This is a genomic window from Xanthomonas boreopolis (genome assembly GCF_046529185.1).
GTDB classification, from domain to species: domain Bacteria; phylum Pseudomonadota; class Gammaproteobacteria; order Xanthomonadales; family Xanthomonadaceae; genus Pseudomonas_S; species Pseudomonas_S boreopolis.
On record NZ_CP097162.1, the window covers coordinates 2883056 to 2904813 of the forward strand.

At 70.8% G+C, this 21758-nt stretch carries 19 protein-coding genes; 8 read left to right on the forward strand and 11 right to left on the reverse strand.

Features of this window, described 5'->3' with window-relative positions:
- The first annotated feature begins 29 nt into the window (after positions 1–29).
- The 3 genes from M3M27_RS12985 to M3M27_RS12995 all read left to right on the forward strand — a co-directional run bounded on the left by M3M27_RS12985 (position 30) and on the right by M3M27_RS12995 (position 5036).
- A complete protein-coding gene (locus M3M27_RS12985; protein ID WP_434025891.1) occupies positions 30–1802 on the forward strand; it encodes a M14 family metallopeptidase in 1773 nt (590 codons plus the stop codon).
- A gap of 67 nt (positions 1803–1869) precedes the next feature.
- Entirely contained in the window at positions 1870–4104 is a 2235-nt protein-coding gene (locus M3M27_RS12990) for a beta-glucosidase family protein (RefSeq protein WP_434028017.1), read from the forward strand.
- Positions 4101–5036 carry an endonuclease/exonuclease/phosphatase family protein gene (locus M3M27_RS12995; protein ID WP_434025892.1) on the forward strand — a complete coding sequence of 312 codons (936 nt, stop codon included), beginning with the start codon at positions 4101–4103 and terminating at the stop codon, positions 5034–5036. Before M3M27_RS12990 ends, M3M27_RS12995 begins: the two co-directional genes overlap by 4 nt.
- 162 nt (positions 5037–5198) lie before the next feature.
- On the opposite strand, the gene M3M27_RS13000 is transcribed toward M3M27_RS12995, so the two are convergent.
- Positions 5199–5810, reverse strand: coding sequence for a superoxide dismutase (locus M3M27_RS13000; protein ID WP_434025893.1), 612 nt, complete (start codon positions 5808–5810; stop codon positions 5199–5201).
- Positions 5811–6067: 257 nt separating this feature from the next.
- On the opposite strand from M3M27_RS13000, the gene M3M27_RS13005 reads away from it, so the two are divergent.
- Genes M3M27_RS13005 through M3M27_RS13015 form a run of 3 tightly spaced genes read left to right on the forward strand, consistent with a single transcriptional unit; the run spans position 6068 to position 7141 of the window.
- Positions 6068–6523, forward strand: a complete 456-nt coding sequence (locus tag M3M27_RS13005; RefSeq protein ID WP_434025894.1) for a ribonuclease domain-containing protein — start codon at positions 6068–6070, stop codon at positions 6521–6523.
- Positions 6520–6936, forward strand: a complete 417-nt coding sequence (locus M3M27_RS13010; protein WP_140720173.1) for a barstar family protein — start codon at positions 6520–6522, stop codon at positions 6934–6936. The genes M3M27_RS13005 and M3M27_RS13010 overlap by 4 nt, the downstream gene beginning before the upstream one ends.
- Before the next feature lie 49 nt (positions 6937–6985).
- Positions 6986–7141: a hypothetical protein gene (locus tag M3M27_RS13015; RefSeq protein WP_434025895.1), complete on the forward strand. Its 156-nt coding sequence runs from the start codon at positions 6986–6988 to the stop codon at positions 7139–7141.
- Between the two features lie 28 nt (positions 7142–7169).
- On the opposite strand, the gene M3M27_RS13020 is transcribed toward M3M27_RS13015, so the two are convergent.
- Both M3M27_RS13020 and M3M27_RS13025 read right to left on the reverse strand, forming a co-directional pair.
- Positions 7170–9053 (reverse strand): ATP-binding cassette domain-containing protein, encoded by a 1884-nt coding sequence (locus M3M27_RS13020; RefSeq protein ID WP_434025896.1) that lies wholly within the window; start codon positions 9051–9053, stop codon positions 7170–7172.
- A 64-nt stretch (positions 9054–9117) separates the two neighbouring features.
- Positions 9118–9993: a LysR family transcriptional regulator gene (locus M3M27_RS13025; protein ID WP_140720167.1), complete on the reverse strand. Its 876-nt coding sequence runs from the start codon at positions 9991–9993 to the stop codon at positions 9118–9120.
- Between the two features lie 100 nt (positions 9994–10093).
- On the opposite strand from M3M27_RS13025, the gene M3M27_RS13030 reads away from it, so the two are divergent.
- Positions 10094–11185 carry a YeiH family protein gene (locus tag M3M27_RS13030; protein WP_140720165.1) on the forward strand — a complete coding sequence of 364 codons (1092 nt, stop codon included), beginning with the start codon at positions 10094–10096 and terminating at the stop codon, positions 11183–11185.
- A 35-nt stretch (positions 11186–11220) separates the two neighbouring features.
- Positions 11221–12597 carry an ATP-dependent RNA helicase DbpA gene (dbpA, locus tag M3M27_RS13035; protein ID WP_434025897.1) on the forward strand — a complete coding sequence of 459 codons (1377 nt, stop codon included), beginning with the start codon at positions 11221–11223 and terminating at the stop codon, positions 12595–12597.
- 2 nt (positions 12598–12599) lie between these two features.
- Here dbpA and M3M27_RS13040 read toward each other — a convergent pair whose 3' ends face one another.
- The 8 genes from M3M27_RS13040 to M3M27_RS13075 form a co-directional block, all read right to left on the reverse strand.
- Complete coding sequence (locus tag M3M27_RS13040; protein ID WP_434025898.1) at positions 12600–12821, reverse strand: hypothetical protein; 222 nt, start codon at positions 12819–12821, stop codon at positions 12600–12602.
- Between the two features lie 182 nt (positions 12822–13003).
- The gene (locus M3M27_RS13045) at positions 13004–13459 is read right to left on the reverse strand and encodes a GNAT family N-acetyltransferase (RefSeq protein WP_434025899.1); all 456 of its coding nucleotides are present in this window, start codon (positions 13457–13459) and stop codon (positions 13004–13006) included.
- A gap of 24 nt (positions 13460–13483) precedes the next feature.
- A complete protein-coding gene (locus M3M27_RS13050; RefSeq protein ID WP_140720157.1) occupies positions 13484–14038 on the reverse strand; it encodes an adenine phosphoribosyltransferase in 555 nt (184 codons plus the stop codon).
- Positions 14039–14634: 596 nt separating this feature from the next.
- Positions 14635–17739 carry an efflux RND transporter permease subunit gene (locus M3M27_RS13055; RefSeq protein WP_434028018.1) on the reverse strand — a complete coding sequence of 1035 codons (3105 nt, stop codon included), beginning with the start codon at positions 17737–17739 and terminating at the stop codon, positions 14635–14637.
- A gap of 7 nt (positions 17740–17746) precedes the next feature.
- Positions 17747–18898, reverse strand: coding sequence for an efflux RND transporter periplasmic adaptor subunit (locus tag M3M27_RS13060; protein ID WP_434025900.1), 1152 nt, complete (start codon positions 18896–18898; stop codon positions 17747–17749).
- 170 nt (positions 18899–19068) lie between these two features.
- A complete protein-coding gene (locus tag M3M27_RS13065) occupies positions 19069–20628 on the reverse strand; it encodes a protein adenylyltransferase SelO (protein WP_434025901.1) in 1560 nt (519 codons plus the stop codon).
- Positions 20629–20632: 4 nt separating this feature from the next.
- Positions 20633–21322, reverse strand: coding sequence for a glutathione S-transferase (locus tag M3M27_RS13070; RefSeq protein WP_434025903.1), 690 nt, complete (start codon positions 21320–21322; stop codon positions 20633–20635).
- A gap of 153 nt (positions 21323–21475) precedes the next feature.
- Positions 21476–21685, reverse strand: coding sequence for a cold-shock protein (locus tag M3M27_RS13075; protein WP_140720147.1), 210 nt, complete (start codon positions 21683–21685; stop codon positions 21476–21478).
- Between the last annotated feature and the right edge of the window lie 73 nt (positions 21686–21758).

Sequence of the window (21758 nt, forward strand, 5' to 3'; positions counted from 1 at the left end):
TGAGCGTTCCCCCTGCTTGGACCGACCGGATGGCCCGCCTGACGCGCCTGGCCCTGTGCCTGTTGTTGACCGCCACCAGCCAGCCCGCGCTGTCCGCGGATGCCGCGCTGTCCACCGTCGCCGAGCGCAGCGGCTTCCGCCAGACCGGCCGCTACGAGGAAGTGGTCGCGCTGTGCGATGGGTTCGCCCAGCGCTATCCGCAGGCGGTGCGCTGCATCGAGTTCGGCACCACGCCGGAAGGCCGGCCGATGAAGGCGCTGGTCGCCTCCACCGCCGGCGCGCTCGAGCCGGCCGCGGCCGCGCAGCGCGGATTGCCGGTGGTGCTGGTCCAGGGCGGCATCCATGCCGGCGAGATCGACGGCAAGGACGCCGGGTTCCTGGCGTTGCGCGAGATCCTCGAGGGCAGCGCGGGCAAGGGCGTGCTGGACAAGGCGGTGCTGTTGTTCGTGCCGGTGTTCAACGTGGACGGCCACGAGCGCTTCGGCGCCTGGAACCGCCCCAACCAGCGCGGCCCGGAGCAGATGGGCTGGCGCACCACCGCGCAGAACCTCAATCTCAACCGCGACTACCTCAAGGCCGACGCGCCGGAGATGCAGGCGATGCTGCGGCTGGTGCAGGCCTGGGATCCGCTGATGTACGTGGACCTGCACGCCACCGACGGCGCGCAGTTCGAGCACGACGTGTCGATCCAGGTCGAGCCGGTGCATGCCGGCGACGCCACGCTGCGCCGCGACGGCACGCGCTGGCGCGACGCGGTGATCGCCGACCTCGCCCGCCAGGGCTCGCTGCCGCTGCCCTACTACCCGTCGTTCGTGGTCAACGACGATCCGTCCTCGGGCTTCGAGGACAGCGTGCCGCCGCCGCGTTTCTCGCACGGCTATTTCCTGCTGCGCAACCGCTTCGGCATGCTGGTCGAGACGCATTCGTGGAAGGAATACCCGGTGCGCGTGCGGATCACCCGCAACACGATCCTGTCGGTGCTCGACCAGGCCGCGCGCAACGGCGCGCAGTGGCGCGCCGACGCGCTCGCCGCCGACGCCCGCGCCGCGCAGCTGGCCGGCCGGCCCGAGCCGCTGACCTGGGTCGCGGACGAGCAGGCGCGCACCGTGGCCTTCCGTGGCTATGCCTACACCCGCACGCCTTCGGACATCTCCGGCGCGCTGATGACGCGCTACGACGAGAGCAAGCCGCAGGTCTGGCACGTGCCGCTGCGCGACCGGCTCGAGCCCGGCGTGGTCGTCGATGCGCCCGGGGCCGGTTATCTCGTGCCCGCCGCGCACGCGGCCTGGGTCGGCGAGAAGCTCCGGCTGCACGGCGTCGACTACCGCGTGCTGGACCGGGGCGCCACCCGCGACGTGCTCGCCTTCCGCGCCACGAGCTCGGCATTCTCCGCGCAGTCCGTCGAAGGCCACCAGCGCCTGTCGGTCGAGGGCCAATGGAAGCCGGAGCGGCGCGAGGTCGGGGCCGGCGCGTTGTTCGTGCCGATCGCGCAGCCGAAGGCGCGGCTGGCGATGGCGCTGCTGGAACCGCAGGCGCCGGACTCGCTGCTGCAATGGGGCGAGTTCAACGACGCCTTCGAACGCAAGGAGTACATGGAGGACTACGTCGCCGAGGACGTGGCCCGCCGGATGCTCGCCGCCGACCCGGCATTGAAGGCCGAGTTCGACAAGCGCCTCGCCGGGGACGCCGCCTTCGCCGGCAGCCCGCGCGCGCGGCTGGAGTTCTTCTACCGGCGCCATCCCTCGTGGGACGAGCGCTACCAGCTCTACCCGGTACTGCGTACCGACACCGCGCCGGACTGACCGCGCGCCCTCATCCCCGTTTTTCGTTCGACATCGCCAGGAAGGAACGGCCTTGACCCGCATCAGCATGAAAACGATTACACCCCCATGCCGGCTCCTGCTCGCGACGGCCGTCGCGCTGGCCGGCCCAGCCCTGCCGGCAACGGCCCCGGCGCAACCCGCGCCGGCCGCGCAGCCCTGGATGGACGCCGGCCTGGATGCCGACCAGCGCGCAACGCTGCTGGTGGCGCAGATGACCCAGGACGAGAAATTCCAGATGCTGCGCAGCTACTTCGGGCTGGACAGCGACAAGACCAAGCGTCCGCCCGGCGCGCTCGGCTCGGCCGGCTACGTGCCGGGCATCGAGCGGCTGGGCATCCCGGCGCAGCAACTGGCCGATGCCGGCCTGGGCGTGACCAACCCCGGCGGCGTGCGTCCCGGGGACTACGCCACCGCCCTGCCCTCCGGTCCGGCGACCGCGTCCACCTGGAACCGCGAACTCGCCTTCGCCGGCGGCAGGACCATGGGCCGCGAAGCGTGGCAGCAGGGCTTCAACGTGCTGCTGGCCGGCAGCGTCAACCTGCAGCGCGACCCGCGCAACGGCCGCAACTTCGAATACGCCGGCGAGGACCCGCTGCTGGCCGGCACGATGGTGGGCGAGTCGATCCGCGGCATCCAGAGCGAGCACGTGGTCTCGACCATGAAGCACTTCGCGATGAACGACCTGGAGACGCGCCGCAACTTCCACAGCGCGCAGATCGGCGAACAGGCGATGCACGAGTCGGACCTGCTCGCGTTCGAGATCGCGCTCGACGTCGGCCATCCCGGCTCGGTGATGTGCGCCTACAACAAGATCAACGGCACCTACGGATGCGAGCACGGCTACCTGCTCGACCAGGTGCTCAAGCGGGAATGGAAGTTCCCCGGCTACGTGATGTCCGACTGGGGCGGCGTGCACAGCGGCTCCAAGGCGGCGCTGGCCGGCCTGGACCAGCAGTCGGCCGGCGAAGTCTTCGACGCGGCGGTGTACTTCGACCAGCCGCTGCGCATGGCGGTCGCCGCCGGCGTCGTGCCGCAGGCGCGGCTGGACGACATGGTCCACCGCATCCTGCGCAGCTTCTTCGCGGTCGGCGCGTTCGACCGCCCGCCGCAGCGCCAGCCGATCGACGGCCAGGCCGGCCTGCTTGCCGCACAGCGGGTCGCCGAGGAAGGCGCCGTCCTGCTGCGCAACGAGGATGGCGCCTTGCCGCTGAAGCGCGGCGCCGGGCGGCTGCTGGTCGTCGGCGGCCACGCCGACAAGGGCGTGCTCGCCGGCGGCGGCTCCTCGCGCATCGACTACACCGTCGCCGGCGGCAACGCGGTCCCGGGCATCGCCCCGACGACCTGGCCCGGCCCGGTGATCTACCAGCCCTCATCGCCGCTGCAGGCGTTGCGCGCCGCATTGCCGGGCGTGCAGGTGGACTTCGCCGATGGCCTCGACCCGGCCGCGGCGGCGCGCGCCGCGCGCGATGCCGATGCCGTCGTCGTGTTCGCCACGCAGTGGGCCGCCGAGTCGGTGGACCTGCCGGACATGGCGCTGCCCGATGGGCAGGACGCGCTCATCGCCGCGGTCGCCAGGGCCAACCCGCGGACCACCGTGGTACTGGAGACCAACGGCCCGGTGCGCATGCCGTGGCTGGAACGGGTGCCGGCGGTGCTGCAGGCCTGGTATCCGGGCATCGGCGGCGGCCCGGCCATCGCCAACCTGCTGACCGGCAAGGTCAACCCGTCCGGCCACTTGCCGGTGACCTGGCCGGTGGACGAGTCGCAGCTGCCGCGCCCGTCGATCCCGGGGCTCGGCTTCCACCCGGAGCAGCCGGGCGCGGATACCGTGGACTACGCCATCGAGGGCGCCAACGTCGGCTACAAGTGGTTCGCCGCCAAGGGCCTGAGACCGCGGTTCGCGTTCGGCCATGGCCTGTCCTACACCACCTTCGCGTTCTCCGGCCTGCAGGCGAACGTGGACGGCGCGCGGCTGCGGGCGAGCTTCGAGGTCGCCAATACCGGCGATCGCGCCGGCGCGGCGGTGCCGCAGCTGTACCTGCGGATGCCGTCCGGGCACGCCACGCCGGTGCGCCTGGTCGGTTGGCAGAAGGTCGCGCTCGAGCCGGGCGAGCGCCGCCGGGTCACGGTCGAGGCGGAACCGAAAACGCTGGCGGACTTCGACACGCAGGCGCGTCGCTGGAAGATCGGCGCCGGCCGCTACACGCTGGAGCTGGCGCGTTCGGCCGGCGACGTGGTCGAGCGCGTCGAGGTGGCGCTGCCCGAAGCCGTCCTGCAATGACCGTGGCGCAGGCGTCGCCGTGCACGACGCCTGCACCCTGGCTGGGCGAAAATGCCGGCATGATCGCGTTCGCGCCCCGCACTCGCACGGCCCGGCACTGGTTCGTCCTGTTGCTGGCGTTCGGCCTGTGCCAGCCGGGCCTCGCGTCCGCGGCGACCACGCCCCGTTCGCAGCCTTCTTCGCAGGAGCGCACCCTTTCGGTCGCTTCGCTGAGCCTGGCGGGCGACCGCGAGCGCTGGCCGGAACGCCGCGACGGCGTGCTCGCCCTGCTCACGCGGCTGCGTCCGGACGTGATCGCGCTGCAGGACGTGCTGCAGGCGCCGGACGTGCCCAACCAGGCCTGCTGGCTTGCGGCACGGCTCGGCTATGGCTGCAACTTCATCACCGCCGATCCGCCCAGCCGGCCGCGCCGCATGGGCAACGCCCTGCTGACCCGCCACACCGTCGTCGCCGACGCGGTGACGCTGCTGCATCCCTTCGAAATGGCCGGCACCGCCGGCATGGTGCAACTGGAGCTCGATGGCAGGCCGCTGGACGTCTACGTTACCCACCTGTATCCCGACGATCCCCAGGCACCGGAGGATTCGGCCGCGATCCGGGCCGCGCAGGTGCGCAACCTGCTGCGCTGGATCGACGTCACCTCCGGCGATACGCCGGCCGTGATCCTCGGCGACATGGCCACCGCGCCCGAAGCGGCGGAGCTGAAGCCGTTCGCCGCGCGCTACCGCAATGCCCTGGCCAGCGCCGGCAGCGCGCCGATCGCGCCGCCGCCCGCCTGCAGCGGCGAACAGGTGTTCGTGCAACCGCCGCTGCGCATACTCTCGATCCGCCCGATCATGGCCGAACCGGACGCGGGCGCGGACGCCGCGCACGGCGTGTTCGCCACGGTGGCCTTGCCGGCCGAGTCCGCGGCGGCGGAACCCTTGAACTAGGTTCCTCCCCGGACGACCTGGCGCTCCTCGCCCGCGCCGGCCTTCCGCACCGCGCGGGCCCCCTTTCCCGGGGAGTGCGCCGGGGATCCCGCGCCCGCAAGCAAGAAGGCCGGAACCTCGCGGTCCCGGCCTCCGGTCATGCATCCACCGCGGAACCGCGGATCAGGCGATCGCTTCCTTGTAGCGGCGCTCGACCTCGTCCCAGTTCACCACGTTGTAGAACGCGCCGATGTATTCCGGGCGGCGGTTCTGGTACTTCAGGTAATAGGCGTGCTCCCACACGTCCAGGCCCAGGATCGGCGTGTTGCCCTCGAACAGCGGGCTGTCCTGGTTGGCCGTGCTCTCGACCACCAACTTCTTGTCCGGGGTCACGCTCAGCCAGGCCCAGCCGGAACCGAAACGGCTGACCGCGGCCTTGGTGAAGGCTTCCTTGAACTTCTCGAAACCGCCCAGGTCCTTGTCGATCGCCTTGGCGACCTCGCCCTTCGGCTCGCCGCCGCCGTTGGGCGACATCACGGTCCAGAACAGCGAGTGGTTGGCATGGCCGCCGCCGTTGTTGCGCACCGGGCCCTGCAGGCTCTCCGGCAGCGACTTCAGCTTGGAAACCAGCTCCTCGACCGGCAGGTCGGCGTACTCGGTGCCTTCCAGCGCCGCATTAACGTTGTTGATGTAGGTCTGGTGATGCTTGGTGTGATGGATTTCCATCGTCTGCGCATCGATGTTCGGCTCAAGCGCGTCGTAGGCGTAGGGCAGCTTGGGGAGGGTATAGGCCATGCGTGTCTCCTGGACTCGTTCGCCCGGCGGGAGACCGGGCGTTGCGGGGTGAATGGTAAGGACGGCGCCGTGACTTACCAAGCCCGGCCCCGGGGAAACTTCGTCCCACGGGCATGCGGACGCCACATGCGACTGTGCGGCGCGGCCGGTTACATGCGGGTGAACCGCACGTTCGGCGCGGGTGTGCGCCATGCCGCGTTCAACCAGGGATGCCCGTGGCGGGTCATACTGCCGGCCTCTCGACCAGGAGCCTGCCGATGCGCCGACCCGCCCTGTTGATCACCGCGATCGTCCTGCTGGTGGCGGGCCTGTGGGGCATGAGGCAGGTGCAGCAACCGCATCCGCAGTTCGCCCCGCAATCGGACCTTCCGGCCGTCGCCGAGGCCCGCCGCGCGCCGGCGCCGGCGTCGAGCGGCTCGATGGACGGGCTGCCGGCCTTCCTGCCGGCCGAGGCACGCGACACGATCGCCTTGGTCCGGCGGGGCGGCCCGTTCCCGCACCGGCAGGACGGCAGCGTGTTCGGCAATCGCGAACGGCGCCTGCCCGACCGCCCGCGCGGCTACTACCACGAATACACCGTGGACACGCCCGGTTCGCGCGACCGCGGCGCGCGCCGCATCGTCACCGGCGGCACGCCGCCGGAAATCTGGTACTACACCGACGACCATTACGAGACGTTCAAGAGCTTCAGCGTGCCGGAGGACGTGCGATGAGCGGCGGTTTCGGCCTGGACCTGTCCGATCCGGCGCAGTCGGGGGTCTACTCCGTCGGCGAGGCGGACCTGGACACCCTGGCCGCGCTGGCGCGCGATGCCGGCCTGCGGGTGCTGCGGGTGGACCTGCAAGGGTGCACCGACAAGCGCACGCTGCTGGCGCGCCTGGCGGCGCAACTGGACTTCCCGCCCGCGTTCGGCCGCAATTGGGACGCGCTGAGCGATGCGCTGCGCGACCTGTCGTGGCAGCCGGCGAACGGCTACGCGCTGCTGCTGGAGTCGGCCGCAACGCTGCGCGCCTCCGCGGGCGCCGACTTCGACACGTTGCTGGACATCCTCGACGAGGCCGCCATCCGTTGGCGCGAATCCGGCATCCCGTTCGCGGTCTTCATGGGATTGCAGGACGATCCCTAGCCCGCCCGTCCGCGCCCGGCGGCAGCGCGGCGCAAGGCACGCATGCCCTGTGACGCGGACCGAGGAATCGCACATCCGCCGGCCGGGGCGCTTCCACTCGCAGTTCGGTGCGGACCCGTACCTGAAGGCGCGCTACGAGGATTTCAGGATCTGGAACGGGGCCCTGGACGCGGCGCAGGTCGCAAGCCTCGCGCAAGGCCGTTGAACGATGCCGGCCCCGGCCGCATGCGTGCTCAGCCGTCCAGCTCCGACCAGCGTGCGTAAGCCGCGTCCAGCTCGGCCTGCAGCACCGCCAGCTTCTGCGTGTCGGCGGTGACGGCGGCGCCGTCGCGGGCGAAGAAGGCCGGGTCGTTCATCGACTCGGTCAGGGCGGCGATGTCGCCTTCCAGCGTCTCGATCCGCGTCGGCAGCTGTTCCAGTTCGCGCTGCTCCTTGTAGCTGAGCTTGCGCTTGCCGGCGGCGGGTTCGGCCGCCTTCGCCACGGCGGGCGCCGGTGCCGGCGATGCCGGCTTCTCCGCCGGCCTGGCGACCGCCGGCGCGGGGCGCTGGCGCAGCCAGTCGCTGTAGCCGCCCACGTACTCGCCGATCCTGCCCTCGCCTTCCATCACCAGCGTGGAGGTCACCACGTTGTCGAGGAAATCGCGGTCGTGGCTGACCAGCAGCAGCGTGCCGGCGTAGTCGGCCAGCAGCTCCTCGAGCAGCTCCAGCGTCTCCACGTCCAGGTCGTTGGTCGGTTCGTCCATCACCAGCAGGTTGGAAGGCTGCGCGAACAGCTTGGCCAGCAGCAGGCGATTGCGCTCGCCGCCCGACAGGCGCGTGATCGGCGCGCGCGCGCGCTCGGGCGTGAACAGGAAATCCTGCAGGTAGGCATGCACGTGCTTGCGCTTGCCGTTGAGGTCGATGAAGTCCGCGCCCTCGGCGACGTTCTCGATCGCGCTCCAGTCCTCGCGCAGGGTCGCGCGGTACTGGTCGAAATAGGCGACCTGCAGGTTGGTACCGAGCCGCACCTCGCCCGATTGCGGCTGCAGTTCGCCCAGCAGCAGCTTGAGCAGCGTGGTCTTGCCGCTGCCGTTGGGACCGATCAGGCCGATGCGGTCGCCGCGCACGATGGTGGTGGAGAAGTCGCGCACCATGACGCGCTCGCCGAACGCGAAGCGAACGTCCTTGGCCTCGATGACCTTCTTGCCCGACGCATCGCCCTTGGCTGCCTCCAGCCGCACGTTGCCGCCCAGTTCGCGCCGCTGCGCGCGCTCCGCCCGCATCGCCTTGAGCCGGCGCACGCGCCCCTCGTCGCGGGTACGGCGCGCCTTGATGCCCTGGCGGATCCAGGCCTCCTCCTGCGCCAGCAGCTTGTCGAAGCGCGCGTTCTCCTGCGCCTCGGCATTGAGCCGTTCCTCGCGGCGGCGCTCGTAGTTGGCCCAGTCGCCCGGCCAGCTGGTGACCTGGCCGCGATCGATCTCGACGATCCGGGTCGCCAGCGCGCGCAGGAAACGGCGGTCGTGGGTGACGAACAGCACGCTGCCGCCCCAGCCCTTCAGGAAACCTTCGAGCCAGTCGATCGCCTCGATGTCGAGGTGGTTGGTCGGCTCGTCCAGCAGCAGCACGTCCGGGCTCGACACCAGGGCCCGCGCCAGCAGCACGCGGCGCTTCATGCCGCCCGACAGGCGCGCGAACTCGGCCTCGCCGTCCAGTTCCAGGCGCGTGAGCGTCTCGGCCACGCGCTGGTCCAGCGCCCAGCCGTCGGCGGCATCGATCCTGGCCTGCACCCGCGCCAGCGCGTCGGTGTCCAGTTGCGCGGCGTGGCTGAGATGATGGAACTCGGCCAGCCACTGGCCCAGCTCGCCCAAGCCGTCGGCGACCACGTCGAACACGCTGCCGCCGGTGCCCTGCGGCACCTCCTGCTCCAGCCGCGCCACGCGCACGCCCTGCTGGACGCGCACTTCGCCGTCGTCCGGGCGCAGTTCGCCGGCGATGAGCTTCATCAGGGTGGACTTGCCGGCGCCGTTGCGGCCGATCAGGGCGATGCGTTCGCCCGGCTCGATCGCCAGCTCGGCCTTTTCCAGCAGCAATGGGCCGCCGACGCTGTAGTCGACGGCATTCAAGGTGATCAAGGGCATCCGCGCATTGTACGGGAGCGGCGCCGCTCGCCCCCACCTGCCGCGCCCGCCCCGCGATCGGCCGTCATTCCAGCAGCGCCGCCAGGGCCGGCGAGAAACGCTTGCCGCGATGGCGCACGACATACAGCTGGCGCAGCAGCCGCGGCAGCGTGGTGCGCAGCTCCACCAGCCGTCCCAGCGCGATCGGCTCCTGCACCGCGCAGTGCGACAGGCAGGCGATGCCGAGCCCTTCCGCCGCGGCCTGCTTGATCGCCTCGGTGCTGCCGAGCTGCAGCGTGCTGGCGAAGCCGCCCAGGTGCGGCAACAACGCGTTGTCCACCGATTCGCGCGTGCCCGAGCCCGGTTCGCGCAACAGCCAGCGCTGGCCGCGCAGCGTGGCCGGCGCCAACGCGGTGCGCCGCCGCGCCAGCGGATGGCCGGGCGCCGCGACCAACACCATCGGGTCGTCGCACCACGGCCGTGCGTCCAGTTCGTCGAGGTGGCAGGGGCCTTCGATCACGCCCGCATCCACCTCGAAGCGCGCGACGGCCTCGGCCACCGCGCGGGTATTGCCGATGCGCAGTTCCACGCCCGCCTGCGGTTGCACGCGCAGCAGCGCGGCGATGCGGGCGGGCATCAGGTAGTTGCCGATGGTGGTGCTCGCGCCCAGTCGGATGCGCGCCGGCGGGCAGGCACCGGCGAGGTCGCCGAAGCGGCGCTCGATCTCCTGCGCGGCGTCCAGCGCGGCGCGGGCCGGGTCCAGCAGCGCGCGCCCGGTCTCGTTGATGACCAGGCGCTTGCCGATGCGGTCGAACAGGCGCGCCCCCAGCAGGCCTTCCAGCTCGGCGAGCGCGGCGCTGGTCGCCGATTGCGACAAGGGGATCGCCTCGGCCGCGGCGACGGTGCTGCCGTGCTCGGCGATCGCGACGAAGGTCCGCAGCTGGCGCAGGGTCAAGCGCATCCATCTATCCATATTCCAGGTTATCCATAACGATACAACCTGTTTTACAGGTAATCGAGCCCGGTCCAGGCTATGCGTATTCCCGCTATCCGCCCCCTCGATGAATACCCTCTCGGTCCAGCCGGCCCGCTCTCCCGAGCGCCTCCCTTCCCGCCCTTCCCCGTTGCCCGGCCTGCTGCTCACCGCGGCGATCGCGCTGTCCTCGCTCCAGTTGGCGCGGCTGGACTGGCTGCAGGCGCATGGCCTGAGCGCGCTGACGGTGGCCATCGTGCTCGGCATGCTGCTCGGCAACACGCTGTACCCGGCCTGGGGCTCCACCGCCGGGAGCGGCGTCGCCGTGTCCAAGGGCACGCTGCTGCGCGCCGGCATCGTGCTGTACGGGCTGCGCCTGACCTTCCAGGACGTCGCCCAGGTCGGCGGCACCGGCGTGCTGGTCGACGCGATGGTGCTGGCGAGCACCTTCGCGCTGGCCTGGCTGCTGGGCACGCGCCTGCTGGGGCTGGACCGCGGCACCGCGCTGCTGGTCGGCGCCGGCAGCTCGATCTGCGGGGCCGCCGCGGTGATGGCCGCCGAACCGGTCGTGCGCGGGCGGGCCGAGCAGGTCACCGTGGCGGTCGCCACCGTGGTGGTGTTCGGCACGCTGGCGATGTTCGCCTACCCGCTGCTGTACCGCGTCGGCGTCGACCATGGCTGGCTGGCGATGACGCCCGAGCAATACGGGCTCTATGCCGGCTCGACCGTGCACGAAGTCGCGCAGGTCTATGCCGCCGGCCGCGCGATCGGCAGCGACGCCGCCGATGCCGCGGTGATCGCCAAGATGGTGCGGGTGATGATGCTGGCGCCGTTCCTGGTGCTGCTGTCGTGGATGCTGGCGCGCCTCGACCGGCGCGCGCCGGCCGCCGGTGCGCGCCGGGCCGGCAGCCCGATCGTGGTGCCGTGGTTCGCGTTCGGCTTCGTGGCGGTAGTCGGCCTCGGCTCGCTGCACTGGCTGCCGGCGCCGCTGGTCCAGGCCGCCAACGCGCTGGACACCGTGCTGCTGGCGATGGCGATGGCCGCGCTCGGCTTGACCACGCACGTCTCGGCCCTGCGCCAGGCCGGCCCGCGCCCCCTGTTGCTGGCCGGATTGCTGTTCGCGTGGCTGCTGCTGGGCGGCCTGGCGATCAACCTCGGCGTGCGCGGCCTGTTCGGTTGATCCGGTGCGGCGCGGGCCGCCGGGTAGAATGGCGCATGACCGAATTCTCCACGCTGCCGCTTTCGCCGGCGCTCGCCGCCGGCATCGACGCCCTCGGCTACACCACGCTGACCCCTGTGCAGGCGCTCGCGCTGCCGCCGATCCTGGAAGGCCGCGACGTGATCGCGCAGGCGCCGACCGGCAGCGGCAAGACCGCCGCGTTCGGCCTGGGCCTGCTCGATCGCATCGACCCGTCGCACCTGCGCGTGCAGGCGCTGGTGCTGTGCCCCACCCGCGAGTTGGCCGACCAGGTCGGCAAGCAGCTGCGCAAGCTCGCCACCGGCATCCCCAACCTCAAGCTGTCGCTGCTGACCGGCGGCGTCGCGCTCGAGCCGCAAGTCGCCTCGCTGCAGGCGCACGCCCCGCACGTGGTGGTCGGCACGCCCGGGCGCGTGCAGGAACTGGCGCGCATGCGCGCGCTCAACCTCGGCAAGGTCGCCACGCTGGTCCTCGACGAGGCCGACCGCATGCTCGACATGGGCTTCGAGGAGCCGATCCGCGAGATCGCCGGCCGCTGCGCGCGCGACCGCCAGGGCCTGCTGTTCTCGGCCACCTTCCCCGACGCGATCCGCGACCTGGCCCGCCAGCTCCTGAAGGAGCCGGTCGAGGTCACCGTGGCCGGCGCCGACAGCGCGCCCGCGATCGACCAGCAATTCTTCGAGGTCGAACCGGCGCACCGGCAGAAGGCGGTGGCCGGGCTGCTGCTGCGCTTCGCGCCGGAATCGGCGCTGGTGTTCTGCAACACCCGCAAGGACGTGGACGAAGTCGCCGATTCGCTGCGGCAGTTCGGCTTCTCCGCGCTGGCGCTGCACGGCGACCTGGAGCAGCGCGACCGCGACGAGGTGCTGGTGCGCTTCGCCAACCGCAGCTGCAACGTGCTGGTCGCCAGCGACGTGGCCGCGCGCGGGCTCGACGTCGAGGACATCGACGTGGTGCTCAACTACGAACTGCCGACCGACGTGGCCACCTACCGCCATCGCATCGGCCGCACCGCCCGCGCCGGCAAGGCCGGGCGTGCACTAAACCTGGTGGCCTCGCGCGAGCGGCCGCGAGCGCAGCTGGTCGAAGCCGAACTGGGCGAGCCGCTGCGCTTTTCCAACGCCCCGCTGGCGACCGGCAAGCCGCCGAAGCTGCCGCAGGCGGCGATGGCGACGCTGCGCATCGACGGCGGCAAGACCGACAAGCTGCGGCCCGGCGACATCCTCGGGGCGCTGACCGGCGATGCGGGGCTGTCCGGCGCGGCGATCGGCAAGATCGCGATCTTTCCCACCCGCTCCTACGTGGCGGTGGCGCGCGCCCAGGCCGACAAGGCGCTGGCACGGCTGGAAGCCGGCAAGATCAAGGGCCGCCGGTTCCGCGTGCGCAAGCTCTGAGTTCAGGCCGCCGGCGCCGCCCGCGGCCGCCCGCCGAGCAGGCGCGCGGGCAGCGTCAGCAGCGCGCGCAGGAACGCGAACAGGGCCTCGAAGGTGATGCCCACCAGCCGGAACGGCAGCGAGAGCAGCCAGGCCAGCGGCCACAGCAGCAGCACGAGCAACGCCAGCGGCCAGCACAGCACGAACAGGATGCACCAGGCGGCGATGGCGAACAGCGTCTTCATGGGCAGCTCCGAAGCGATCGAGGACCCGGGGTTCCGGTGAGCGGCAGCATGCGGGCGGCCTCCCTGCCCGGCAACGGCCGTGCGACGAAGCGCCGGTTGCGGCGACGAAGCCCGGCGCCGGCGCGACGAATCCGGCCATGGCGGGCATGGGAGAGGCCGCCGGTGCCGGCAGGCCGTGCCCGCTAGAGAGGAAGCTCCATCTCCACCAGGTCGTAGCCGCCCCCGAACCCATCCGGTTCGATGCGCCGCACCACGAAGCCGAAGCGCGCGAAGAAGCCCTGGCTCATCGGTGTGGTCTCGATCAGCACGCTGGCGAAGCGGCCTTCCGCGCGGATGCGTTCGAGCCGCTCCTCCAGCAAGCGGGTGCCGAGCCCGTGCGCATGCAGATCGCGCCGGACCATGCCCCACACCAGGCCGGCGGCCGAGGGCTCCGGATGCGGCGCATAGCCGCCGCACCCGAGCAGCTCGCCCCGGGAGTCCTCCAGCACGAAGTAGCGCAGGCCGTCTTCATCGAGGCTGTCGAGGAAGTCCCCGCGCTCGTGCGCGCCGAAATAGTCCGGCACGTTGCTCTCGAACAGCGCGATGCAGGCGGCCAGGTCGGTGGCGCGGTACGGACGCAGGCGGGCCAAGGCGGACATGCCGTCGGTACGAAGAGGGCTGGCTCAGTACGCCAACGTGGCCTGCAACGGCACCTCGCCGGTCCAGCGAGCGCGCCCGGCCAGCGCCTTCAGCTCGACCAGCACCGCCGCGCCGATCACGTCCAGGTCCAGCTTGCGCGCCAGCGCCATCGCGGCCAGCAGCGTACCGCCGGTCGCCAGCACGTCGTCGACGATCAGCACGCGCGCCCCGGGCTTCAACACGTCGGCATGCATCTCGATCCGATCCGTGCCGTATTCCAGCGCATATTCCTGGCCGACCGTGCGCCCCGGCAGCTTGCCCGGCTTGCGCACCGGCACGAAGCCGCAGCGCAGCTCGTGCGCAAGCGGCGCACCGAGGATGAACCCACGTGATTCGATCCCGAGCACCGCCTCCGGCGATGCCTGCCGCCAGGGCTGTGCCATCGCGGCGATTGCCGCAGCAAAGCCCGGCCCGTCCGCGAGCAACGGCGTGATGTCCTTGAACACGATGCCCGGCTTGGGAAAGTCGGGAATGTCGCGGATCAGATCGGCCCAGTGCGCAGGCACAGCGGAAGCCATGCCATGGCTGGCGTCGTTCATATCGATTACCGGGTAAATCGCGGGGGCGGCCATTCTAGGCCGTACCAAGCCCCCGAGCGAGCCATGCTGTGGCTGTTGCTGTGGATTTTGCCGTTTGACTTACCGGGGCCCCTCCGAAGCGGCGGAGACGGTGGGAAAAACCCCGCAGGGGCGACGCACATGGATGTGCGTCGTTTTTCGCCGCGACAGGAGATCGCGTCGAAAAATCCTGCCGGCTCCGCGGACCCGCAGCGTAGCTGCGGGCGCGTAGGCGGGGTGTGCTTGATCAGCCGTTCGGCTGCTGTGAAGCGCTTCTTTTGGTTACTTTTCTTTACGCGGCACATCCTTGTGCCGCGCCCTTCGGGCCGGCTTCGCCGTGCGGCGCCGCTCCTGCGGCGCGCGTGCACAAGCAAAGAAAAGTGACTCGCCGCAAGGCGAAAGCTTTCGCCTTTCTAGCCAAAGGCAAAAAAAGCGAAAAGCAAAGTCCCTGGATGATCAGCCATTCGCCCGCTGAAAAGCGCTCCCCGCCTTCGCGGGGACGACAGCACGGAGATAGCGAGAACCGGATCGATGGTAGGAAAGTCATACACACCCAACCCAACCAATCCCTCACGACATCAACCGGCAACCGCCTTCCGCCCCTGGAACAATCCCCGCACCAGCACGAAGAACATCGGCACCAGGAAGATCGCCAGCAACGTACCCGTCACCATGCCCCCGATCACGCTCACGCCGATCTCGCGCCGGCTGGCCGCACCCGCCCCCGTCGACAACGCCAACGGCAGCACGCCCGCCACGAACGCCAGCGACGTCATCACGATCGGCCGCAGGCGCAGCCGCGCCCCTTCCAACGCAGCCTGCATCAGCGAACGGCCCGCGCGATGCTGCGCCTCGGCGAACTCCACGATCAGGATCGCGTTCTTGGCCGACAGGCCGATCGTGGTCAACAGGCCCACCTGGAAATAGATGTCGTTGACGAACCCGACCAGCGTCGTCGCGGCGACCGTACCGATCAGGCCCAGCGGGATCACCAGCATCACCGCCACCGGGATCGACCAGCTCTCGTACAGCGCCGCCAGGCACAGGAAGATGAACAGGATCGACGCCGCATACAACCAGATCGCCTGGTTGCTGGCCATCCGCTCCTGGTAGGACAGTCCGCTCCAGGCCAGGTCGAAGCCCGGGTGCTCGGCCGCCAGCGCCTCGATCCGCCGCATCGCCTCGCCGGAACTGCGCCCGGTCGCCGGCGCGCCCTGGATCTGCGCCGCCGCCAGGCCGTTGAAACGCTGCAACAGCTGTGGGCCGCGCGTCCAATGGGTGGAGGCGAACGCCGAGAACGGCGCCATCTGCCCGTCGCTGCCGCGCACGTACCACTGGTCGATGTCCTGCGGCAGCGAGCGATACGGCGCGTCGCCCTGCACGTACACGCGCTTGACCCGGCCGCGGTCGATGAAGTCGTTCACGTAGCGCCCGCCCCAGGCGATCGACAACGTGCCGTTGATGTCGCTCTGGGCCAGGCCGAGCGCGCGCGCCTGCGCCTGGTCCACGTCGACCTGCAGCTGCGCCTTGTCGCCCAGGCCGTTGTAGCGCACCGCCGCCAGTTGCGGGTCGTCGCTGGCCTGCTGCACCAGTTGCTGCCGCGCCTGGTCCAGGGCCGGGCGGCCCACGCCGTCGGCGTCGCGCAGCCACACCTCGAAGCCGCTCGACTGGCCGAGGCCGCGCACCGACGGCGGCGAGAGCACCGTGATCCTGGCGTCGCCGAAACGACGGAAGTAGGCGTTGGCGCGATCGATGATCGCCTGCGCGGAGCCGTCGCGGCCGCGCTCTTTCCAGTCCTTCAGCCCGGCGAACGCCTGGCCGGCGTTCTGGCCGACGCCGGCCTGGTTGCGGCCGATCACCATGAAGATCACGTTGAGGTTGTCCTTCTCCTCGCGCATGAAGTAGTCGCTGATGCGCTTGCCGACCTCCTGGGTCTTCGCCAGCGGCGTGCCCTCCGGCGTGGTGAACTGCACCTGCACCTGCGCCTGGTCCTCCACCGGCAGGAAGCCGGTCGGCAGGCGCTGGTAGAGGACGGCCACCACCAGCACCAGCAGCAAGTACAGCGCCACCCAGCGGCGCGGCCGGTCCAGCAGCCGGCCCAGCCGGCTTTGGTAGCCCGCCTGGCTGCGTTCGACCAGCCGGTTGAAGCCGCGGAAGAAACGCCCCTGCGGCCGCTCGCGCTCCACCGGCGCCAGCAGCGTGGCGCACAGCGCCGGGGTCAGCGTCAGCGCGACCAGCGCCGACAGCGCCATCGCCGACACGATCGTCAGCGAGAACTGCCGGTAGATGATGCCGGTGGCGCCGCCGAACAGCGCCATCGGCACGAACACCGCGCCGAGCACCACGGTGATGCCGACCAGCGCGCCGGTGATCTGCCCCATCGAGCGCTCGGTGGCCTCCAGCGGCGGCAGGTGCTCCTCGTGCATGATGCGCTCGACGTTCTCGACCACCACGATCGCATCGTCCACGAGCAGGCCGATCGCCAGCACCATCGCGAACAGGGTCAGCGTGTTGATGGTGAAGCCCGCCACCGCCAGCAGGCCGAACGTGCCCAGCAGCACCACCGGCACGGTGATCGCCGGGATCAGCGTGGCGCGCCAGTTCTGCAGGAACAGGTACATCACCACCACGACCAGCACGATCGCCTCGACCAGGGTGTGCACCACGCCCTCGATCGACACCCGCACGAACGGCGTGCCGTCGCGCGGATAGGCGACCTCCACGCCGTGCGGGAAGCGTGGCTTCATCCGCTCGACCAGCGCGCGCACCGCGTCGGAGGTCTCCATCGCGTTGGCGCCGGAGGACAGCGTCAGCGAGAAACCCGCGGCCGGATGGCCGTTGAGCCAGGTCCAGCTCTGGTAGTTCTCCGCGCCGATCTCGACCCGGGCCACGTCGCGCAGCCGCACCGCCGAGCCGTCCGGCCGGGTGCTCAGGATGATGTCCTCGAACTGCTCCGGCGTCCGCAACCGCGATTGCGCGGTGACCGTGGCGTTGAGCGCCTGCTCCGGCCCGGTCGGCAGCGCGCCGAGTTCGCCGGCGGTGACCTGGGTGTTCTGCGCCTGGATCGCGCTGGTCACGTCCGAGGGCATCAGCTTGAACGCGTTGAGCTTGTGCGGGTCCAGCCACACCCGCATCGCGTACTGGGCGCCGAACACGTTGATCTCGCCGACGCCGTTGAGCCGGCTCACCGGGTCCTGCAGGTTGCTGACCAGGTAGTCCGACAGGTCCACGCTGTCGAGCGTGTCGGTGGTGTCGTACAGCGCCACCACCATCAGGCTGTCGCCCTGCGACTTGGCCACCACCACGCCCTGGTCCTGCACCTCCTGCGGCAACCGGTTGAGCGCCTGGTTGACCGCGTTCTGCACCTGCACCTGGGCGATGTCCGGGTCGGCGCTCTGGTCGAAGGTGACGGTGATGCGCGACTGCCCCGACGAGGAGCTGGTCGAGGAGAAGTACAGCAGGTGGTCGATGCCCTTGATCTGCTGCTCGATCACCTGGGTGACGCTGTCCTCCACCGTCTGCGCGGAGGCGCCGTTGTAGTTGGCGGTGATGCTGACCGTCGGCGGGGCGATGTCCGGGTACTGCTCGACCGGCAGCGTCGCCACCGCGATCGCGCCGGCGGCCATGATGCAGATCGCCAGCACCCAGGCGAATATCGGGCGGTGGATGAAGAAACGCGGCAGCACCGGCTCAGCCTCCGCCGGCGACGCTGGCGGCCGGGGCCACCTTCACCGGCATTCCTTCGGCCAGTCCCTGCGCGCCCTCGACGATGACCTGGTCGCCCGCCGCCAGCCCGGCGTCCACCAGCCAGCGGTCCCCCACCGCGCGCGCGGTCTTCAGTTCGCGGCGATAGGCCTTGCCGTCCTTGCCGACCACCCACACCTGGGCGAGCCCGCGCGGCGTGCGGTCCACCGCCGCCTGCGGCACCAGGATGGCCCGCTCGCGCACGCCCTGCTCGACGATGGCGCGCACGTACATGCCCGGCAGCAGTTGCCGGTCGGGATTGGGGAACTGCGCGCGCAGCGTGACCGTGCCGGTGTCCTCGGCGACGTCGATGTCGGCGAATTCCAGCCGCCCCGGCAACGGGTAGTCGGTACCGTCGGCGAGCTTCAGCTTGACCTCGGTGGACGCCGGCAGCACGCCGCCGGCGGCGATCTCGCGGCGCAGCGCCAGGTACTGGCTGCCCGACTGGGTCAGGTCCACGTTCATCGGATCGAGCTTCTGGATCTTGGCGATCGCGCCGGCCTGGTTGGCGGTCACCAATGCGCCGGGGGTCACCAGCGAGCGGCCGATGCGCCCGCCGATCGGCGCATCCACCGTGGCGAAGCGCAGGTTGGTGCGCGCGGTCTGCAGCGCCGCCGAAGCCGCGTCGCGGTTGGCGATCGCCTGGCGGTAGGCGGCCTCGGCATCGTCGATGTCCTGCTGTGCGGCCAGTTGGCCACGGCCCAGCGAGCGGTAGCGCTCGGCCTTCAGGCGCGTGGTCGCCAGCGCCGCCTCGGCATTGCTCAGGTCGGCCTCCGCTTGGCGCGCGGCGGCCTGGTAGAGCGTCGGCTCGATCTGGAACAGCGGCTGCCCGGCGCGGACCTCGCTGCCCTCCTCGAACAGCCGGCGCTGCAGGATGCCGCTGACCTGCGGCCTCACTTCCGACTCTTCGGAAGCCACGGCCCGGCCGGCCAGTTCGGTGGTGAGGGTCACCTTCTCGGGAGCGAGGGTGACGACGGCGACCTGCTTGGGCCCGGCGGTCTTTTTCTCGTCGCTGCCATGGCAGGCACTGAGCAGGCCGGCGAGCGACAAGGCGAACGCAACGGGGGCTCCCCGGAAAAACAGTCGGAGCAAGGGCATGCGGGGGATTGGAGTCGGGACTGCCGTCGAGATTATAGGTAGGGGTGGGCGCGGGGTACGTGCCAATGGTTGGTCAACCGGCACCGCGGTCGAGCGTTCTCCGCCGACGCCCTGCATCCCGGCAGGCTCGGCCGGGGAAGACCGGAAGCCTCCGGCCGCCGATCGCGCGATCAGGAACTGCAGGAAAGCATCGAGCATCCGGCCCGGTCGCGCGCCCAGTCCGGGCGCTTCGCCGCGAACGCCTCCCGTCCCGGCTGGTCCTCGTAGGGACGCCGCATCACCTCCATCAGCTCTTGGATGCCGCCCATGTCGCCCTGCTCGGCCCGGTCGATCGCCTGCTGGGCCAGGTAGTTGCGCAGCACGTAGCGCGGGTTCGCCCGTTGCATCCGCTGGCGCCGCGCCGCCGCGGCGCCGCCGTCGGCCTCCACGCGCGCCAGGTAGCGCGCCAGCCAGTCGCGCAGCGCCGGCAAGGCCGCATCGCGCTTGTCCGCCGAATAGAAGGCCGGCATCAGCGGCTCGGCCGAGGGCGCATCCGGGGCCACCTCGACGAGGCTGCGGAAGGTCAGCGTCATGTCCATCTCCGCCCGCTGCATCAGCGCGTAGAGCTCGCCGGCCAGCTCCAGGTCGCCTTCCCGGCATTCCGCCAGCCCGAGCTTGGCCGCCGTGTCGCGCCGCTGGCATGCCAGGTAGGTGGCGCGGAACCGCTCCAGGCCGGCGTTCAGCGGCTCCGCGTCCGCGAACAGCGGCGACAAGGCCTGCGCCAGCCTTCCCAGGTTCCAGTACGCGACCTGCGGCTGGGTACCGAAACGGTAGCGGCGGCCCTGGGCATCGGTGGTGTTGGGGGTCCAGTCCGGGTCGTAGTCGTCCACCCAGCCGTAGGGGCCGTAGTCGATCGTCAATCCCAGGATCGACATGTTGTCGGTGTTCATCACCCCGTGCACGAAACCCACCCGCATCCAGTGCGCCACCAGTTCGGCGGTGCGCTCGCACACCTGCGCGAACCAGGCCGCGTAGCCCGGCCCGTCCCGGCCCTGCAGCCCGGGAAAGTCCCGGGAGATCGTGAAATCGGCCAGCCGCCGCAACAGCGCCGCGTCGCCGCGCGAGGCCGGCAGTTCGAAGCTGCCGAAACGCACGAACGACGGAGCGACCCGGCACACGATCGCGCCGGGCTCCGCGCGCGGATGGCCGTCGTAGAACATGTCGCGCACCACCGCCTCGCCGGTGGCCACCAGGCTCAGCGCGCGTGTGGTCGGCACGCCGAGATGGTGCATCGCCTCGCTGCAGAGGAATTCCCGGATCGAGGAACGCAGCACCGCGCGGCCGTCGGCACCGCGCGAATAAGGCGTGCGCCCTGCCCCTTTCAGCTGCAGCTCGTGGCGCTGCCCGTCGCTCCCGAGCACCTCGCCCAGCGAGATCGCACGGCCGTCGCCGAGCTGCCCGGCCCAGTGCCCGAACTGGTGCCCGCCGTAGTTGGCGGCATACGGCTGCATGCCGGGGTAGAGCGCGTTGCCGGCGAACACCTGGGCGAACTCATCCCCGGCCAGGTCGGCGGCATCGAACCCGATCCGCGCCGCGACCTCGGGCGAGTACGCCAGCAAGCGCGCCGCCGCCACCGGCGTCGGCATCACCGGCGACCACAGCGCGCCTTCCACCTGGCGCTGGCGCGGCCCGCTCTCCGGATCGCCCGGCAGCTCGGCGACGAAGCGATTGTCGAAGACCAGCGCCGCCATCGCCTCAGCCCGCGCCGAGCGCCCCGAAGGGGCCGCCCTGCTGGAGCGCCGCACGGTAGGCTGGGCGCGCTTCGATACGCCGCAGGAAGGCCTGCAATCGCGGATGTCCCTCCAGGCCGCCGGCGCGCGCGGCCGCGGCCTGCACCGGGAAGCTCATCTGGATGTCCGCCGCGGTGAAGCGCTCGCCGGCGAACCAGCCGCTCTCGCCCAGTTCGCGTTCCATCCAGTCCAGGTGCAGCTTGAGTTGCGGCCCGACGAAGCCCTGCATTGCCCTGTCGGCGATCATGCGCGCGACCGGGCGCACGAAGAACGGCATCTTCGCCGAGCGGATCCGGTTGAACACCAGCGCCATCAACAGCGGCGGCATCGCCGAGCCCTCCGCGTAATGCAACCAGTACCGGAAGCGCAGCCGCTCGGGCGAATCCACCGGGCGCGGCGTCGGCGAAAGTACCCGCTCGCTGTCGTAGCGGTCGACCAGGTATTCCAGGATCGCGCCGGACTCGGCCAGCACGTGGTCGCCATCCATCACCACCGGCGACTTGCCCAGCGGGTGGATCGCGCGCAGCTCGGGGGGCGCCAGCAGCGTCTCCGGATCGCGCGCGTAGCGCACCACCTGGTAAGGCAGCGCCAGTTCCTCCAGCAGCCAGAGCACGCGCTGCGAACGGGAATTCTCGAGGTGATGGACGGAGATCATGAAGGCCCGGGCGAACGAAGACGGGCCTCGGATGTTACGCCGCCCCGGGGAATCCCCGCAGGGACGCGCGCGTTCTTGCCAAGGCCCGCACAAAAGAAAACGCCGGGGACTTGCGTCCCCGGCGTCCTGGCGACCTGTCGGTGGCCGGCGCGATTACAGCGCCTGCACCTGGTCGGCCTGCATGCCCTTCTGGCCCTGCACGGCGATGAAGCTCACCTTCTGGCCTTCCTGCAGCGACTTGAAGCCATTGCCCTGGATCGAGCGGAAGTGGACGAACAGGTCCGGGCCGCTTTCCGGGGTGATGAAGCCGAAGCCCTTGGCATCGTTGAACCACTTAACCGTTCCGTGTTGACGATCAGACATCTTTACTTGCTCCTGAAACATGTTGGGATTAATCGCGACCACCGGGACCCCGGGGCCGAGACTGAGTTGCAGG

What these genes read in the sequence shown, in the direction of transcription:
- M3M27_RS12985 (WP_434025891.1), top strand. Translation starts at nt 30, where the DNA reads ATGGCCCGCCTGACGCGCCTGGCCCTGTGCCTGTTGTTGACCGCCACC.
- M3M27_RS12990 (WP_434028017.1), top strand. Translation starts at nt 1,870, where the DNA reads ATGAAAACGATTACACCCCCATGCCGGCTCCTGCTCGCGACGGCCGTC.
- M3M27_RS12995 (WP_434025892.1), top strand. Translation starts at nt 4,101, where the DNA reads ATGACCGTGGCGCAGGCGTCGCCGTGCACGACGCCTGCACCCTGGCTG.
- M3M27_RS13000 (WP_434025893.1), bottom strand. Translation starts at nt 5,810, where the DNA reads ATGGCCTATACCCTCCCCAAGCTGCCCTACGCCTACGACGCGCTTGAG.
- M3M27_RS13005 (WP_434025894.1), top strand. Translation starts at nt 6,068, where the DNA reads ATGCGCCGACCCGCCCTGTTGATCACCGCGATCGTCCTGCTGGTGGCG.
- M3M27_RS13010 (WP_140720173.1), top strand. Translation starts at nt 6,520, where the DNA reads ATGAGCGGCGGTTTCGGCCTGGACCTGTCCGATCCGGCGCAGTCGGGG.
- M3M27_RS13020 (WP_434025896.1), bottom strand. Translation starts at nt 9,053, where the DNA reads ATGCCCTTGATCACCTTGAATGCCGTCGACTACAGCGTCGGCGGCCCA.
- M3M27_RS13025 (WP_140720167.1), bottom strand. Translation starts at nt 9,993, where the DNA reads ATGCGCTTGACCCTGCGCCAGCTGCGGACCTTCGTCGCGATCGCCGAG.
- M3M27_RS13030 (WP_140720165.1), top strand. Translation starts at nt 10,094, where the DNA reads ATGAATACCCTCTCGGTCCAGCCGGCCCGCTCTCCCGAGCGCCTCCCT.
- dbpA (WP_434025897.1), top strand. Translation starts at nt 11,221, where the DNA reads ATGACCGAATTCTCCACGCTGCCGCTTTCGCCGGCGCTCGCCGCCGGC.
- M3M27_RS13040 (WP_434025898.1), bottom strand. Translation starts at nt 12,821, where the DNA reads ATGAAGACGCTGTTCGCCATCGCCGCCTGGTGCATCCTGTTCGTGCTG.
- M3M27_RS13045 (WP_434025899.1), bottom strand. Translation starts at nt 13,459, where the DNA reads ATGTCCGCCTTGGCCCGCCTGCGTCCGTACCGCGCCACCGACCTGGCC.
- M3M27_RS13050 (WP_140720157.1), bottom strand. Translation starts at nt 14,038, where the DNA reads ATGAACGACGCCAGCCATGGCATGGCTTCCGCTGTGCCTGCGCACTGG.
- M3M27_RS13060 (WP_434025900.1), bottom strand. Translation starts at nt 18,898, where the DNA reads ATGCCCTTGCTCCGACTGTTTTTCCGGGGAGCCCCCGTTGCGTTCGCC.
- M3M27_RS13065 (WP_434025901.1), bottom strand. Translation starts at nt 20,628, where the DNA reads ATGGCGGCGCTGGTCTTCGACAATCGCTTCGTCGCCGAGCTGCCGGGC.
- M3M27_RS13070 (WP_434025903.1), bottom strand. Translation starts at nt 21,322, where the DNA reads ATGATCTCCGTCCATCACCTCGAGAATTCCCGTTCGCAGCGCGTGCTC.
- M3M27_RS13075 (WP_140720147.1), bottom strand. Translation starts at nt 21,685, where the DNA reads ATGTCTGATCGTCAACACGGAACGGTTAAGTGGTTCAACGATGCCAAG.